This window comes from Streptomyces sp. NPDC006365, from assembly GCF_042870755.1.
GTDB lineage: Bacteria > Actinomycetota > Actinomycetes > Streptomycetales > Streptomycetaceae > Streptomyces > Streptomyces xiangluensis.
Genome location: NZ_JBIAHS010000002.1, coordinates 246,736 through 262,582 on the forward strand (window position 1 = coordinate 246,736; position 15,847 = coordinate 262,582).

Annotated in this window: 9 protein-coding genes; 1 reads left to right on the top strand and 8 read right to left on the bottom strand. The window is 72.9% G+C overall.

Going from position 1 to position 15,847, the window contains the following annotated elements; translation table 11 throughout:
* Window positions 1-147: 147 nt before the first annotated feature.
* The 4 genes from ACFYO0_RS06330 to ACFYO0_RS06345 all read right to left on the bottom strand — a co-directional run bounded on the left by ACFYO0_RS06330 (window position 148) and on the right by ACFYO0_RS06345 (window position 7,919).
* A complete protein-coding gene (locus tag ACFYO0_RS06330; protein ID WP_388671501.1) occupies window positions 148-1,104 on the bottom strand; it encodes an ABC transporter ATP-binding protein in 957 nt (318 codons plus the stop codon).
* 64 nt (window positions 1,105-1,168) lie between these two features.
* Window positions 1,169-3,907, bottom strand: a complete 2,739-nt coding sequence (locus tag ACFYO0_RS06335) for an FtsX-like permease family protein (RefSeq protein ID WP_388671504.1) — start codon at window positions 3,905-3,907, stop codon at window positions 1,169-1,171.
* Between the two features lies 1 nt (window position 3,908).
* Window positions 3,909-7,370: an FtsX-like permease family protein gene (locus tag ACFYO0_RS06340; protein ID WP_388671507.1), complete on the bottom strand. Its 3,462-nt coding sequence runs from the start codon at window positions 7,368-7,370 to the stop codon at window positions 3,909-3,911.
* Between the two features lie 144 nt (window positions 7,371-7,514).
* Window positions 7,515-7,919: a globin gene (locus ACFYO0_RS06345; RefSeq protein WP_328774284.1), complete on the bottom strand. Its 405-nt coding sequence runs from the start codon at window positions 7,917-7,919 to the stop codon at window positions 7,515-7,517.
* Window positions 7,920-8,123: 204 nt separating this feature from the next.
* Here ACFYO0_RS06345 and ACFYO0_RS06350 point away from each other — a divergent pair, with 204 nt between their 5' ends.
* Window positions 8,124-9,104: a methyltransferase domain-containing protein gene (locus ACFYO0_RS06350; protein WP_388671510.1), complete on the top strand. Its 981-nt coding sequence runs from the start codon at window positions 8,124-8,126 to the stop codon at window positions 9,102-9,104.
* Between the two features lie 44 nt (window positions 9,105-9,148).
* On the opposite strand, the gene ACFYO0_RS06355 is transcribed toward ACFYO0_RS06350, so the two are convergent.
* The 4 genes from ACFYO0_RS06355 to ACFYO0_RS06370 all read right to left on the bottom strand — a co-directional run bounded on the left by ACFYO0_RS06355 (window position 9,149) and on the right by ACFYO0_RS06370 (window position 15,843).
* Complete coding sequence (locus ACFYO0_RS06355) at window positions 9,149-10,315, bottom strand: FHA domain-containing protein (RefSeq protein ID WP_388671513.1); 1,167 nt, start codon at window positions 10,313-10,315, stop codon at window positions 9,149-9,151.
* A 108-nt stretch (window positions 10,316-10,423) separates the two neighbouring features.
* Window positions 10,424-11,770 (bottom strand): VWA domain-containing protein, encoded by a 1,347-nt coding sequence (locus ACFYO0_RS06360; RefSeq protein ID WP_388671516.1) that lies wholly within the window; start codon window positions 11,768-11,770, stop codon window positions 10,424-10,426.
* A 95-nt stretch (window positions 11,771-11,865) separates the two neighbouring features.
* Window positions 11,866-13,167, bottom strand: coding sequence for a PP2C family serine/threonine-protein phosphatase (locus ACFYO0_RS06365; RefSeq protein ID WP_388671519.1), 1,302 nt, complete (start codon window positions 13,165-13,167; stop codon window positions 11,866-11,868).
* 3 nt (window positions 13,168-13,170) lie between these two features.
* Window positions 13,171-15,843, bottom strand: coding sequence for a tetratricopeptide repeat protein (locus ACFYO0_RS06370; RefSeq protein WP_388671522.1), 2,673 nt, complete (start codon window positions 15,841-15,843; stop codon window positions 13,171-13,173).
* Between the last annotated feature and the right edge of the window lie 4 nt (window positions 15,844-15,847).

Genomic DNA, 15,847 nt, shown 5'->3' on the forward strand with positions numbered 1-15,847 from the left:
CCGCTTAGCGGCACAGCAACGATCGAGAAGGCCAGAATCCTCGGGCTTCAGCCCGAGGTGCAAGTCAAACGAGCGGCCAGAGCGCGCGCCGATTGCTGTTCGGTTACGGCACCGGATCCCTCTGGTTCGCCCTGGGGCCACTCTGGATCACTCGTCTTCGCTGTCGTCGGGCCGGACGGCGATGTGGTCGGGCTCCAGTTCCAGGGCGACGCGGTCGCGCATACCGAGGGCCTCGGTGTACTCGGAGGGAAGCTGGAGCCGCCCCGCGCGGTCGAGCATCGCGTACTCGCGGGCCACCACCCGCTCGTGGCCCGTCGTGGCGTCGACCTCGGTGCGGCGCAGCACCTCCGTGGAGGTGCGGCCGTCGCGGATGGCGACCGTGCGACGGACCTCGCCGGCGACCGCCTGGTCGTGGGTGACGATGACGATGGTGGTGCCGAGGTGCTCGTTCGCCGTACGGAAGGCGGCGAAGATCTGCTCGGCGGTGTGGGAGTCGAGTTCGCCGGTGGGTTCGTCGGCGAGGAGCACGGCGGGGGAGTTGGCCAGGGCCACCGCGATGGCGACGCGCTGTTGCTGGCCGCCGGACAACTGGTGCGGGTGGCGGGCCCGGCAGTCGGCGATGCCGAGCAACTCCAGGAGTTCCGATGCGCGTTCGGCCTTCGCCCGGCGGCTTCGGGTGCCGCGCAGCTGCATGGGGAGGGCGACGTTCTGGGCGGCGGTGAGGTAGGGGAGGAGGTTGCGGGCGGTCTGCTGCCAGACGAAGCCGACGGTCTCGCGGCGGTAGCGGAGGCGGTCCTTCGCGTTCATGGTCAGCAGATCGCGGCCGGCGACCCGGGCGGCGCCCGCCGTGGGGGTGTCGAGGCCGGCCAGGATGTTCATCAGGGTCGACTTGCCGCTGCCGGACGCGCCCACCAGGGCCATCAACTCGCCCTCGCGGACCAGGAGATCGAGGCCCTGGAGTGCCTGCACCTCCACACCGTCCGTGGAGAAGACACGGACCAGACGGTCACAGGTGATCAGCGCGTCGTGGCCGTAGGCGGGACGATCACGGCGGGCGGCGGCGCGGTGTGCCAGGTCGGCGAAGGTCGGGTTCGTGGCCGTCATCGGGCGACTCCTCCGGTAGTGGTCAGCCGGCTGTCTCCCGTACGGGGCTCCGTGCCGTCCGGTGTCATCGGGCATCCCCCGCCCGTAGTTCCGTGACCGAGCCCTTCCTTCCCGTCCACCACGCCTGGGCCGCCGCGATGCCCGTCGAGAGGAGGAGCACGGCCACGGCGGGGAGCAGCAGGGACGCCGGGTCGGTGTGCAGCGGGGCGGTGCCCGGTGGGGGCTCGCCGCCGGGGGTGGCGAGGGCGATCGTGGTCAGGTCGATGCCGGGCGCCAGGAGGCGGACGGCTGCCCAGCCGGTCAGGGCGCCGCCCGCCGCCGCGAGGAGGGCCCCCGGCAGCGCTTCCAGTACGAGCAGGCGGCGGCCCTGACTCCGGGTCAGGCCCATGGTGCGCAGGCGGGCCAGCAGGGCGGCGCGCTCCGGAGCGGCCCGGACCAGGGCGAGCAGCAGCGCGAGTACGGCGTATCCGGCGCCCGCCGCGACCGCCGCCGTGTAGACGCGCTCGGCGCCGGACTGGAGAGGGGAGTCCACGTACCGGGCCCGTTCCTCGGACCGCAGCCGTACGTCCGTGCCGGCGCCCGCGGCATTGTGCAGCGCGCCCGCGTCGAGGTGGTCGCCGGTCACCAGCAGGGCGGTCGGGCGCGCGGCTTCGGTGCCGAGACCGGAGCGGTCCACGACCAGGAAATCGGTGCCTGACACGGCCGGCGTCAGGTCACGTACGAGGACGATACGGACGGTGATCTCGCTGCCGTCCTCCAGGCGTACGAGGAGGGGACGGGTGCCGTAACGCTCGGCGACGGAGGGGGAGGCAAGAGCGGGGAGCACCCGCTTCGCGGCAGTGTCCGGGCGGCTCAACTCGCCCGCGGGGAACGTCCCAAGACCAGTCCGGCCCGCCAGCCTCGCGTACTCCTCCGGCTCCACCCCCGCGAGCGGCACCGTCACCGGCCCGACCTCCGGCTTTGCCAGGTATGTGATGCTCAGCGCCGTCACCTCGCCTGCGCCGGACGTCGAACGGACCTTCTCGGGCAGACCGGCGGGAAGCGGACCGGTGGCTTCGATCCGGGCGTCCGCGCCGAGGGTGAGGAGCGCCGCCCGGTCCCGCGCGTCCGCGACGCCCGCCAGCACGGAACCCCCGAACGCGGCGGTCGTCAGCGCGGTCAACAGCGCGAGCAGGGGCAGCACCGTGGAGACGGAGGTGCGGCCGGCGCGGGCCAGGGAGAGATGGCCGACGGCACCGCGCAACCGGCCCGCGGGGCGGGCAAGGCGGCGCAGGGGCAGCGGGTAGACCCGGACCAGCACGAGTGCGGCGATGACGCCGATCAACACCGGGGCCAGCGACACCAGTTGGTCGCCGGACGCCGCCCCGCGCCGCCGCAGGGCGAACACCGCGGCCGATGCCAGGACGAGCAGGGTGAGCTCGGCGACCGTACGGCGGCGCGAGGGGCGTACGGACGTCAGGTCCTCGCGGGCGCCGTGGACGCGTACGACCCGATGGGCCGTCGCGGCGCGGAGGGGGAGCACGGCGCAGGCGAGGAGGGTGACGGCGGCGGCGGCCGTCACGGCGTACGACAGGCGGCCGTACGGGACGGCGAGCAGGGCGGCCGTCAGGCCGAGCGCGCCCGCCGGAACCGCCACCACGGCCGTCTCGGTGAGCAGCCGCCCCATGACGCCGCGCAGGGAGCCGCCGCGGGCGCGCAGCAGGGCGAGTTCGGTGCGGCGGCGGTCGGCGGCGAGACCACCGGCCATGAGCAGGACGATCGCGGCGACCGTGCCGGTGCCGAAGGCGGCGACGGCGACGAGCGGGGAGATGCCGGAGCGGAGTCCGGCGTACGAGGTGAGAACCTCGTCGAGGTCGGTGGTCGCTTCGGTCAGCGGGTCGGTGAAGTCACGTACCTTCAGCAGGTCCGGGCCGGATTCGAGCGCGGCGACGGCGCTGTGCAGCCGGGACAGATCGCGCGCGGTCAGGACTGCGGGGTCGGGGGCGAGCTGCCAGTAACGCAGCGGGTTTCCGGGCGTGCCGAGGAGGGCCGGGGCCGCGTCCGGCGGCAACAGCAGGGCGCCCAGCCAGTACGTCTCCTCGTTGCCGATCGAGCCGGGGATCCTGGCGAGGGAGGGGCGGCGCAGCAGTGGCTGAGTCGTCCAGTACGCGCCCTCGGGATCGCGGGGGGCGACGATGCCGGTGACACGGACGGCCAGCGGGGCGCGCTCCACTCCGGGTACGTGGATCACCGAACCCGCCTTGATCCGCAGCTTCTCGGCGGTCTCCGTGGTGACCGCCGCCTCCACCTCGGCCGTCGCGGCGGTCACCGTGCCGTGGGTGCGCGGGAGGCGACCCTCGCGCAGGCGGGCGTGGTCGGCGAGGCCGTTCGGCGCGGCCAGCGACATCTGCGCGGGCAACCCGCTCGGCCTCGGCAGCCAGGTCTCGGGCGCCTCGAGGGGTTCGGCATTGCGGACGCCGTACGTGGACTGCTCGCGGTCGGCGACGAGGGGGCGCCGGACCACGTCCAGCAGCCTCGCGTACTGCTTGCCCAGCGTGTCCGGGAGCAGGGCCCACTCCCGTTCCTCCTGCGGGAGTTCGGCCGCGGGCTGTGGGGCGGAGAGCTGTACGGAGGTCCACTGGGCGGTCGCCTCCTCGACGGCACGGCGCAGGCCGGCGTCCTCGTAACGGTCGACGGCACGCGGGAAGACGGCGGCCAGCGACGCGGTCAGCGCGACGAGCAGGGCGAGGGCAACGGCGGCACCAGGGGCGGCGCGCAGGCGGGTACGGGTCCAGGGGGCGACCGTGTCACGAGGTGCGGCCATCTCACTCACCCCCTTGGCTGCGCAGCGAACTCGCCGGGTCCTGGCGGCGCAGCGCCAATACCGCCGTGACGAGCAGCGGCATGATGACGACGGCCGTCAGCAGGGCGGCCACTTGACCCGGCGGGAGCTCCACCAGCACCTTCGGCACCGGTTGCGTGGCCCGTGGGGTCAGGACGATCAGCGGGATCACCGCCCGGGTCAGCACCGCCCCGAGGGCGACGCCCACCACCAGCGCCAGGGCGACCAGGACGCCCTGCTCGGCGGCGATCAGCCGGGCCAGCTGGCGGCGCGGGGCGCCCAGGGCGCGGAGGATCGCGAACTCGGCGCCCCTCTCCCGCAGCGACCCCGCCGTGCTCACCGCGAAACCGACGGCGGCCAGCGCGGCGGCCACCAAGGCCGCCGCCGCGAACGCCGCCTGTGGCCCCGCCCCGAAGGGATCGTCGCGCAGGCCTTCGGCGAGTTCGTCACGGACGACCACCTGCGACGGCTCGACATCGGGCCGCTCCCGCAACTGAGCCGCCACCCGCGCCGCACTGCCCGGTGCGGCCCGCAGCCACCACTCGGTGGGCGTCACGCTCTCGCCGTACCGTGCCTCCAGCACCCGGTTCACGGACCGCAGGTCGACCAGCAGTGAGCCACCACTGGTCGACCCCGCGTCCTCGGTCGTCGGCAGCGCCCGTACGTTCCCCACGATCCGCACCGGCACGGTCGAGCCGCCGAACGGCACGTCCACCCGTTGCCCGGTGCGCGCGCCCGCCGACTCCAGGAAGCGGTCGGTCGCCAGCGCCGCGACCTCCTTTGCTGCGGGCTGACCGACCTGCATCCGGATCGTCAACGGCGAGGGCTGCCAGGCGTACTCGCGGGGCAGATAGCCGGTGCCGTAGCTGACCGTCAGCGGTTGGGCGGACTCCACGCGCGGACGTTTCGGGGCCGCGTCGCCCTCGGGGTCCACCATGGTGCTGTCGGTACGGGACTTCGCCTTCCAGGGGGCGGGCTGCGGCAGCGCCTGCCGCCGGCCGTCGGCTCCCGTGGCCGTCAACTTCTCGACGGAAAACCGGTGTTGCTCGGCCCTGCCGACCGGCTGGGTCATGTCCAGCTGTATCCCGGTGAGCGTCAGCGGCTCGGCCGGGGCCGCGGCGGCCCGCGCGAGGTCCAGGGTGAGGGTGTGCGCCCGGCCGTCGGCGGGGAGTTCTCCGACGGTCACCCGATACGGCACCCCGTACCGGTCCTCCAGGGTCACCGCGATGTCCGCGGTCACCTCTGAAGGACCGGCGCCGGAAGCGTCACGGAGTTCAAGGCCCAGGCCAAGACGAGTGGTTCCCTTCGGCAGCCTTGTGCCCTCGGCAGTCACCTGTCCCGGCCCGAGCCCCGCCAGCAACCGCCCCATCGGCTGGTCCGCCAGATCCCGCCGCATCAGGAACCCGCCACCCCCGGAGCCCTCCGTGTCGCTCGCGTCTCTCGGGTCTCCCGCGTCTCTCGCGTCCCCCGTGTCCGCCGTGTTCAGGGCCAGCACCGTGGCCGTCCGGTCACCGGACAACGGCAGCGTCGTACGCACGGCGGGTGCGGCCTCGCGTACGCCCTCGACCTCGGAGTAGACCCCGGCCGCACCCAACCCGCCCTCGCCGGCACCGAGTACGCGCACCGACGTACCGGCCTGGAAGTCCGCCTGGTCGTCCTGCGAGCGGTCCCAGGAGGCACCCTGGCCGATGGCGAGCATGCCCAGGGCGATGGCGAGGACGAGCAGCAGTACGGGGCCGGCGCCGCGCATCGGACGGCGGCTGAACTGCCATCCCGCGAGCGCCGTCGGCAGTCCGCGCCCGCCCGCCGCGCGGCGTTCGGCGAGGCGGGCGACGGGCGGAAGCAGCCGCAGGGTGAGGACGGTTCCGGCGAGCAGGGCGAGCGCGGGTGCCGAGACGAGGAGAGGGTCGATGCCGAGGGTGCCGGAGGTGTCGTGGGTGACGGCTCCGGAGGTCTGCCGGTTCAACTGCCAGTACGCGACCGCCGCGATCACCAGCAGCCCCACGTCCGCGCCTGCCCGCACCGGCGCGGGCAGCGCCCGGGCACGTCCGCGTTCCGTCCCCTCGGTCAGCGCGGGCACGGTCACCGCCAGCGCACACCCCAGCGCCACCCCCGCCGCCACCACCCACACCGCGCCGCCCGCCGCCGAGGTGTCGAGCCGCAGCCCGATCCGGGACAGCGCCCCCTGACCGGCCAGCAACCGCGTCAACGGCCCGGCGAGCAGCGGTGCGCAGGCCGCCGCGGGCACGGCGAGCAGCAGCGCCTCGAGCGCGGCGAAGCCCGCGACCCGGCCCCGCGAACCACCGCGCGCCCGCAACAGCCGCGTCTCACCCGCCCGTTCGGTACTCAGCAGCCGGGCCACGAGCAGCAGCGCGTAGCCGGCGAGCAGTGCGAGCTGGAGCGCGACGATCAGCAGCGTCGAACGGGACACCAGCAGCGAACGTTCGACCCGGTCCAGCTCCTCCGGCAACGATGTCGTGACGGCCGTGGTGCCGTGCATCGCGGGTGACTCGACCAGCGTCTTGGGGCCGGCGCGCGCGGCGTCCCGCAGGGCGTCGATCCGGCCGGTCGTCAGCGTCGAGAAGTCGGCGGACGCCAGCCAGGCCGAAGGCCCCTCGCTCACGCGCCCGTTCGCGCGCAGTACCGCCGGATCGGCGAGGAGCGGCCCGTACGTGGTGAAGTCGACCTTCTTGATGCCACGGCCGCCGAGCTCGTCCAACTGCCAGTAGGACGAGGCGACTTGGGCGGGCCGGTACACACCGCTGACCCGGATGCGCGCCTCCGGTCCGTCGAGCCGGTCGACGAGCGTGAGTCGCGCGCCCGGCTTCAGTGACAGCGCCCGTGCCGCCGCCTGGGGGAGGGCCACCTCGATCTCGTGGCCTGCCGTATCGCGGGGCAGCCGCCCTTCCACGAGGCGGACCTGTGAGCGGTCCAGCGCCGCGAAGTGCGTGAGATCCGGGTCGCCGGACCGTGCGGAGGGCGGCTGGAGGGACCGCGGCAGCGCGTACGGTCCCGACCGCACCAGCGTCCGCAGCGTCACCGGGAGCCCGTCGAAGGTACGCCGGGCCCCGTCGCGTACGGCCTTGTCGGCGGCCTCGCGCTCGCCTGCCGGTACGTCGGCCTCGACGATCAGGGTCGTGGCCGCGGCGCTCTCCGTGTCCGACGAGCCCGACGAGCCAGAGGTGTCAGAGGCGCTCGACGTGTCCGACGTGTCCGACGTGTCCGACGAGTCAGAGGTGTCAGAGGTGTCAGAGGCGCCTGACGCGCTCGACGTGTCCGAGGCGCGGACCGGTTCGAGGAGCGAGTGACGCAGGGCCGCGTCGCCGATCGCACCGGAGTAGGCGGTGAGGGTCGCCAGGACGGCGGTCGTCAGGAGGACGGTGAGCAGCGCGGCGGTCAGCAGCAGGCGGTGTGCCCGCGCACGCGATAAGACGAACTCCGTCACCCGGCTCCCCCCGCCACTGCCCCGGACCTCCGGGCGATGTTGTCAGAGGGGACGGGTGACGGGTAAGCGCTTGTCGTCCGGGCTTGACCGGATTGTGATCGAAAGGTGGCGTAGCCCGTCGGGCGCTTCAGGCCACGATCTGGATCAGCCCGCCGTGTTCACCATCGACGCCGCCGCGTACGTCAGGTAGTTCCACAGCGTGTGCTCGTGCTCCTCGGAGAGGCCGAGCTCGTCGACGGCGACCCGCATGTGCTTCAGCCAGGCGTCGTGCGCCGCGCGGTCGACGGCGAAGGGGGCGTGGCGCATCCGCAGCCGGGGGTGGCCGCGGTTCTCGCTGTACGTGGTGGGGCCGCCCCAGTACTGGATCAGGAACAGCGTGAGGCGCTCCTCGGCCGGGCCGAGGTCCTCCTCGGGATACATGGGCCGCAGCAGCGGGTCCTCGGCGACACCCTCGTAGAAACGGTGGACGAGGCGGCGGAAGGTCTCTTCCCCGCCGACCTGCTCGTAGAAGGTCTGCTCCTGAAGCGTGCCGCGTCGAATCTCGACCACGTTGGTTGGCCTCACATAAATCGCTCTGGTCAGCCCCTGGCTCTCGGCCGGGGGTCCGGGGGTTGTCCCCCGGAAATTGCAGCCACTGCTCCATGGTCTCAGACGCGGAGACCGAGGACTCAAGGCTTAGGACCATGCGCGAGGCTCGCGGAACGGCGCGTTCACGCACTCGCCTCCGGGAGCCACGCGCCGCACAGTGGAGGTATGAGCGCGCACGTCATCGACCACGGCCTGGACGACCTCGCCGCCACGGCGCGGGCGGCGCTGGTACGCGAGATCGAGGCGAGCGGGGCCTGGGACAGTGACCCGGTCTGGCGGGAGGCCTTCGAGAGTGTCCCGCGCCACCTGTTCGTGCCGTACTACTACGTCGGTGCCGAGGACGGCTACGAGCGACTGTGGGGCGAGGACCCCGACCCGCGCAGGCGTGAGCGCTGGCTGCGCGGCGCGTACGCAGACTCCCCGCTGGCCACCCGGGTGCGCGACGGCCAACTGCTCTCGTCCAGCAGCCAGCCGTCCCTGATGGCGAAGATGCTGGCGGAGCTGGAGGTACGGGACGGCAACGCGGTCCTGGAGATCGGCGCGGGCACCGGCTACAACGCGGCCCTGCTGGCCCACCGCCTCGGCGACGAACTGATCACCACCATCGACCTGGATCCGGAGATCACCGAGTCGGCCCGGCGGCATCTGGCCGCCGCCGGGTACCACCCGAGAGTCGTCACAGGCGACGGCGCCCGCGGCTGTCCCGAGCGCGCCCCGTACGACCGCGTCATCGTGACCTGCGCGGTGACCTCGATCCCGCGCCCCTGGCTCGCCCAGTGCAACCCCGGCGCTCATATCCTCGCGCCGATCGCGACCGGCGTGATCGACCTGCGCGTACGCGACGCCGAGCACGCCGAGGGCCACTTCCTGCGCACGCCCGCCTACTTCGTGCCTCTGCGCGGCACCGAGCGCCCCGAACCGCGGCCCACCGCCGACGGCGGCCTGCCGCGCCGGGCGATCCAGAACGAACTCTTCCGCTTCCTGCTGGCCCTCACCGCGGGCGCCCTCGACCCGCACGAGGCCCTGGCCCTGTGGGAGCGCGAGGAACAGCCGGAACGCGCGCGGTACGGGATCACGGTCAGCGGCGAACGCGAGTGGGCCTGGCTGGACGACCCGGAAGGGCCCTACGCCTGGCCGCTCGCGTAACGCAGATCACATACCGCATACCGCAGATCAGAGAACGCGGCTGCTCAGCCTCGGCGAATCGTGATCGTCGTCCACGCCCCCACGTGCACCCGGTCGCCGTCCTGCAGCGGTACGGGGACGAAGGGCTGGATGGGCTCCTCGCCGCCGTTGACGGTGGTGCCGTTCGTGGAGTTCTGGTCGACGACCGCCCAGCTGCCGTCCGGCTGCTGGACGAGGACCGCGTGCTGGTGCGAGACGCCCGGGTCCTCCGGCGGCACCGACAGATCGATGTCCGGGGACTCGCCCGTGGAGTGGCGACGGCGGCCGATCGTGATCTGGTTGCCGATGAGCGGGCGCTGCTGCTCGGGGGAGTACGCGGGCAGGTTCAGGCCCGCGGCCTCCGGACCGGAGCGCTGCATCATCGCCATGAAGTACTCGCGGTCGGGCCCGATCGTGATGCTCCAGGCCATCGGCTGCTGCTGGTACCCGGGCGGGGCCTGCGTCGCACCGGGCTGCGGGTAGCCGTAGCCGCCCTGGCCCTGGCCGCCGGGATCGCCGCCCGGCGGAGGGAGAACCCAGTCGTCCCCGCCCCCGTAGGGCTGCCCGCCCGGACCCTGCGGGGTCCCCTGCGGATATCCGGGCGGAGCGTGCTGCTGGTATGCCTGCGCCGCACCAGGGCCGCCGTGCCCGCCCTGACCCTGACCACCCTGACCCCCGAAGTCCCCGGGATTACGGGGGTACCCACCCTGGCCCGAGGGGTCGCCGTACGGCGAGAGCGGCTCGGCGGGACGGTTCATCTGTGAGGGACGCGAGCTCTGGTAGTCGTACGCGTCATGGCCGGAACCGTGCTGTCCGGGCGGCTGCTGCTGGAACCGCAGTGCCGGGTTCGGACCGCCGGGACCGGCACCGGGCTGCGGAGGAGGTGCGGCAGGGGTGTACGAGGTCGCCGTGTTCGTCAGGAAGTTCCACCGGCACTCTTCGCAGAACGGGGCCGCGCCCTCGCGCGGCGTATGGCACTGCGGGCAGAACTCGGGCTCGGGCGACGGGTCCGGTACGGCGGACAGGTGCGGGCGTCCGCCCTGGCCGGGCGGCGGCGAACCGGGCTGTGGATAGCCGTAGCCGGCGGCGGCGGGGGGAGGCGGAGGCGGGGGTACGGCACCGGCCATGCGGTGACCGCAGACCTCGCACCAGTCGTCGGAACCCGACTGGTGTCCGTTCGGGCAGGTCGGCATGTCGGCGCTTCCCCCTTTCTGTTCCGGCCCCGGGGGACCGAAGTTCTCCGTCCCCCTCGGTACAGGGTCCGGGTTCGTCACTCCGGCCCCGGGGAGGGGCCGGACCACCTATTTCTTTACACGAACTGTCTTTGTCGACCGTGTTTCGAGTGTCATCTCGTCGGCCTCTTCGACCTTCGCCTTCAGTCGCACAGTACCTGCCGGGGCGTCGACCACGTCCACCACCTTCGCAAGCAGTTTCGCCGTATCCGCGTTTCCGGAGACGCTGGCGAGCTGAACCGCGCGGCCCAGCTTGGCCGTTGCCCCGTCGATATCTCCCGCTTTACGGGCATCCAGCCCCTGTTGGATGACTTGTGCCAGTTCGGCCTGCCCCGTGTAGTGCGCGACCTGCGGGTTGATCGACGTGGACGCCGCCATGTCGTCGGTCCACACGGCCCGTACGAGACCCTGGGCGCCCAGCGTCTGGGCGGGGCCCTCGGGTTGCGGGATCACAAGAGAGACCCGGGCCGCGAGCATCTCCTGACCGATGTCGGCCGTCGGCACTTCCACGCACACGTGGTAGTCCCGGGACTCGTCTCCCCACGAGCCGGTCGGGTAGTCCCCGGCGCGCGGGCCCGCCTCCGTGCGGCGGTCGGTCAACTCCTCTACTGTGGGGGCCACTTGCTTGACGAACTTGATGGAGGTGCCCACCGGCGTCCACAGCCGCAGCGCGACGTCCGCGACCTCCTTGCCCATCGCCGTCTCCATCATCTGCGTGAAGTCCGCGGACAGGCCCGCGGGGTCGGCGACGATGTCGGCGGTGCCGAGCAGCGCGGAGGCGATCCCGGTGACCTCCTTGACCTCCCAGTCGGTGCCGACGCCCCGCGCGTCACAGGTGAAGCGCCCCGCGCAGGCGTCCAGCGCGGCCTTGAGGTCTTCCGCCGACTCGTGTTCGTTCCGTCCGTCGGTGAGCACGATGCCGTGCCGGATCGCGACGTCCGCCGAGGCCAGCAGCCGGTCGGCGAGCCGCAGCCAGGTGCCGATCGCGGTGCCGCCGCCCGCACTCAGCTTGCGCAGCGCCTGCTTGGCCTGCTCGCGGGTCCCCGCGTCGGCCACCGCGAGCTGCCCGCCGCCGGGGTAGACCTCCTTGGCCACATGCGTGCCGCCGATCACCGCGAAGTGCACTCCGTCGCGTACGGCGTCGATGGCGGCGGCCGTGGCGTCCCGGGCACCGCGCATCTTGGTGGGCGGGTAGTCCATCGAGCCCGAACAGTCGACCATGATCGCCACGGCCGCGTCCGGGCCCTGGCCCGGTGTGTAGAGGTGCGGCGCGGCGACCGCACTTCCGACGGTGCCGCCTCCGGTCGAGGTCACCGTCACGATCGCGTTGACCTCGCGACCGCCTTCCGGCAGGTACTCGTTCTGGTACACCTCCACCGAGAACTGCGGCACGTTCGACTTAGAGAAATTGGCCATGCCTTCTTAGCTCCCCCTCAGGACCCCCACTAGCCGTGGGTGATGTCGGTGAGCGGACCGGTCCCCTCCGGTCCGCGGCCGTTCCCTGCCCGGCCTCAGGCCGATCCTGCCCCCATCGGCGGGGCCGGGAACGGCAGGACGGCCACTGTTACGTTGTCGTGGCCCCCGCCGTCCAGAGCGTGGCCGACCAGAACCTGCGCGCTGTGCAGCGGACGGAGCGCGGCGTCGTGCGGGATGACCTGCGCCATCTCCTCGGCCGCCTCCGCGTAGTTCCACAGCCCGTCGGTGCACACCACCACTACACCCGGCCGGTCCGGCTTGAAGGAAGCGGTGTGCGGCTCCAGTTCGTACGCATCCGCGCCGAGCCAGCCGGTGATCGCGTGGGCGCGCTCGTCGGCGTACGCCTCCGCCTCGTTCATCAGGCCCGCGGCGACCATCTGCGCGGCCCAGGAATCGTCCTCGGTGAGCCGGGCCGCGGGGGAGGTGCGGTCCACGGGGATCCAGTAGGCGCGGCTGTCGCCGACCCAGCCGACGATCAGGAGGGTGGGGGTGACCACCGCGCCCACCAGGGTGCAGGCGGGCGCGTTCTGATGAGGGGAGTGCTCGGACGGCGCGGCTCCCGCGAGGGAGTTGACCGCCCGGGAGGCGGCGACGATGGCGTCGTGCATGGCCTGCTGGGGGTGCGTGCCCCGAGGCAGGGCCTCCAGGAGCGACTCGTTGGCGGCGCGGGACGCGGCGAGGGAGGCCTCGTCCGGGCGGGTCGCCGAGGACACCCCGTCGCAGACGATCGCCACGACCGCGGAGGAGCCGTCGGGCAGCGCGGTCGAGGAGATCGCGAACGCGTCCTCGTTGCGATGGTGGCGCAGCCCTCGGTCGCTGACCGCTGAGACGGCGCTCAACTCCTGCTCCATGTGGTCCCGTTCACGCGGCTGTGCGTGGCCGCAGTTCTCGCAGTAGCCGTCCTGGTCGACCTGGCCCGCACGGCAGGCCACGCACACCTTGGCGCCCGCGGACGGTGTCCCCGCGAACTCGGCGGTACGCGGGTCGGGCGCCTGCAAGGCGTACTCGTCCGGTTCCGGGGGCCCGTCGAACCGTACGCCCGACGCGTGGGCCGGGAGTTCGTGGCCCGCCGAGTCGGTGCCCTGGATCTCCGACGGCACATGGACGGGGGCAGGCCTGTGGGAGCTGTCCACCTCGGGGGCGACGGGCCAGTCCACCGGCGCGGCGGCCGACGGGGGGTGCGGCGCCGTGCCGTTCATGGTCATCGTGGGGTTGTCGTCCGGCGGTGCGGGCACGGCCGACAGGTCGTACCCGCAGGCACCGCAGAAGCGGTCGCCTGACTCCAGCGGCTCTTCACAGCTGGGGCACTTCGACAACGCCGGGGGCATCTGCGACATGAATTACACCCACGTCCGGGGGCGGTAGCGATTGGCGCGCTCCACCAGATCGATCCTCTCCTCGCCACCTTGGGCGAGCCGGGCCAGTGTCCGGTACGAGCGCTCCAGACCGAAGCGGAGGCCTCGCTCGTCCAGGTCACTGCCGAGCAGTACGGTCCGCGCTCCCGTGCTCGGTGGCGCGGAACCCTGGCTACCGGAGAGTACCCAGTCCAGGGCGCAGCCGAGGACCTCTGTGGACAACTGCTCGCGGCGGACTGCGTCCAGGCCGTATCCGCGCAGGGCATCGATCTGTCCGGCCGCCGCGGTCAGGTCGTCCAGGAACGGCGCGCTGGGCCCCTCGTTCATCCGGTGCCGCAGCCGCGCCCGTACGGCGGCGACACGGGCCGCCGTGTAGTGGATCGACGCCTCCGGCACCGACTCCAGGGTCCGCACGGCTCCCTGCCGGTCACCTGCCGCAAGCTGTACGCGGGCCAGTGCGAACGCCGCGCTCACATAGCTCGGGTCGGTCGTCCACACCAGGCGGTAGTACTCCGCGGCGTTGTCCAGTTGCCCGAGGACCTCCGCGCACAGGCCGAGGGCCAACTTGGGGGCGGGCTCGCCGGGGAACGCGTCGTAGATCGCGTCGAAGGACAGCGCCGCCACCTCGTGGTCGCCGCTCGCGAGCGCGGCGATGCCGCGGTACCAGACCACCCGCCAGTCGTCGGGGTGGTCCGCCTCCAGGGTCGCGAGTGTCCCGGTGGCGCTGTCGAGTTCGCGCATCTCGAGGCGGGCCCGCAGTTCGCGCAGCCGCAGCTCCAGGGAGCCGGTGGGCGCCGCGTGCAGTGCGGCGATCAGCTCCGCGGGCGCGGACGCCATGAGGCCCGCGAGGAAACCGGCGTTCGGGTCGCCGGGGTCGACCCGGGGGACCGGCAGCGCGAGCGCGGCGGCCGCCGCGTCGACCGCCTTGACCAGCGCGGTCGGCGGCGGCGCGAGGGCGCCGGCCGCGCTGTGGACGGGTGCGGCATTGGCGGCTCCGCCGCCGGACAGTGCGGTACCTCCGGCGCCAGGAGCATGGGCGGTTCCGACGCCGGCCAGTGCGGCACCTCCGTTGCCCGAAGAAAGTCCCGTACCGCCGCCGTTGGCCCCGACGAGCGCCCGGCGTCGCCGTCCCACCGGTACCGCCCGCGCCCCGAGCCGCGACACATCCCCGTCCAGCTCTCCGAACAACTCCGTGTCCGTGACCTTCAGTTCGGGCCCGAAGAGTGTGGAGAGGAAGGGGCGGGGGCGGCCCGTCTGCAGCGCCACGACCTCGCGCAGTACGCCCGTCAGCTGCTCCGCCATCTCCTGGGCGGAGGCGAACCGGCGGGCCGGGTCCGGGTCGGTGGCGCGGACGAGCAGCCGGTAGAACGACTCGTACTGGCGGAACACCTCGATGTTGTCGGGGTCGGGCAGGGAGTCCACGAAGACGTTCGTGTAGCCCTGGAAGTCGAAGGTCAGCACGGCGAGCGTACGGGCGACGGTGTAGAGGTCGGAGGCGACCGACGGGCCGAGCTCGGCGACCTCCGGCGCCTGGTAGCCGACCGTGCCGTAGATGGCCGACTCGTCGTCGTCCATCCTGCGCACCGCGCCCATGTCGATCAGCTTGAGCTGGTCCTCGGTCTGGATCGCGTTGTCGACCTTGAAGTCGCAGTACAGCAGGTTGCGGCTGTGCAGATGACCGAGCGCCTCGAGCGCCTCGATGCCGTACGCGCAGGCCTGCTCGACCGGCAGCGGGTCCCGCTTCCCGGCGGGCGTACGACGCTCGTTGGCGATCTCCTTGAGGGACTTGCCGCCGACGTACTCCATGACGATGTAGCCGTCGAGGGAGCCCGTGCGCTGGTCGAGATGCTCGACGAAGTTGTAGATCCGCACGATGTTGGAGTGCTCGATCTCGGCGAGGAACCGGCGCTCGGATATGGCGGCGGCCATCGCGTCCTGGTCGCCCGTGTCGAGCAGGCCCTTGAGCACCACCCAGCGGTCGGACACCGCGCGGTCCACGGCGAGGTAGACCCAGCCGAGGCCGCCGTGCGCGAGGCAGCCGGCGACCTCGTACTGGCCGTGCACCACATCGCCCGCACGCAGCTTCGGCACGAACGAGTACGGGTGGCCGCACTTGGTGCAGAAACCCTCCGTACGCCCCGGCCGGTCACCCCGCGAACGTCCCACCGGCGCCCCGCAGTCGGAGCGCGAGCAGAACCGCTTGCGCTCGGGCACCTCGGGGTTGTCCTGGACCATCTCGCGTGGATCGGGGCGCGGCACGTCCGGGACCTGGACGAGGCCGACGCCCAGCCGGCCGCGGCCGGAGGATCCGGCCGTCGAACCGGAGCTGCGCACCGACACGGAACGGCTCGAGGTGCGCCCCGACAAGGAGCGCGACAGACGCCCGGACACCGAGCGCCGGGACTGCGAGGAGCGTGCCGAGCGTGACGACGACCGGGAGCTGGAGCGCGAGCTCGCACTGCCGCGGCCGGAGCCGCGCGAGTTCTTGCCGCCCGCCGTGATCCCGGTCGGCGGCGAGCCGACCATGCCGCTCGCGGCGACGACCGGCGCCAGACCGCATGTGTCGCAGTACAACTCGCCGCCGCCCACGTCCTCGTACGCCCCCGTGCAACCTGGGCGCTGGCACTGCTTCCGCTCGCCGGCGTTCTCTTCGCTCACACTG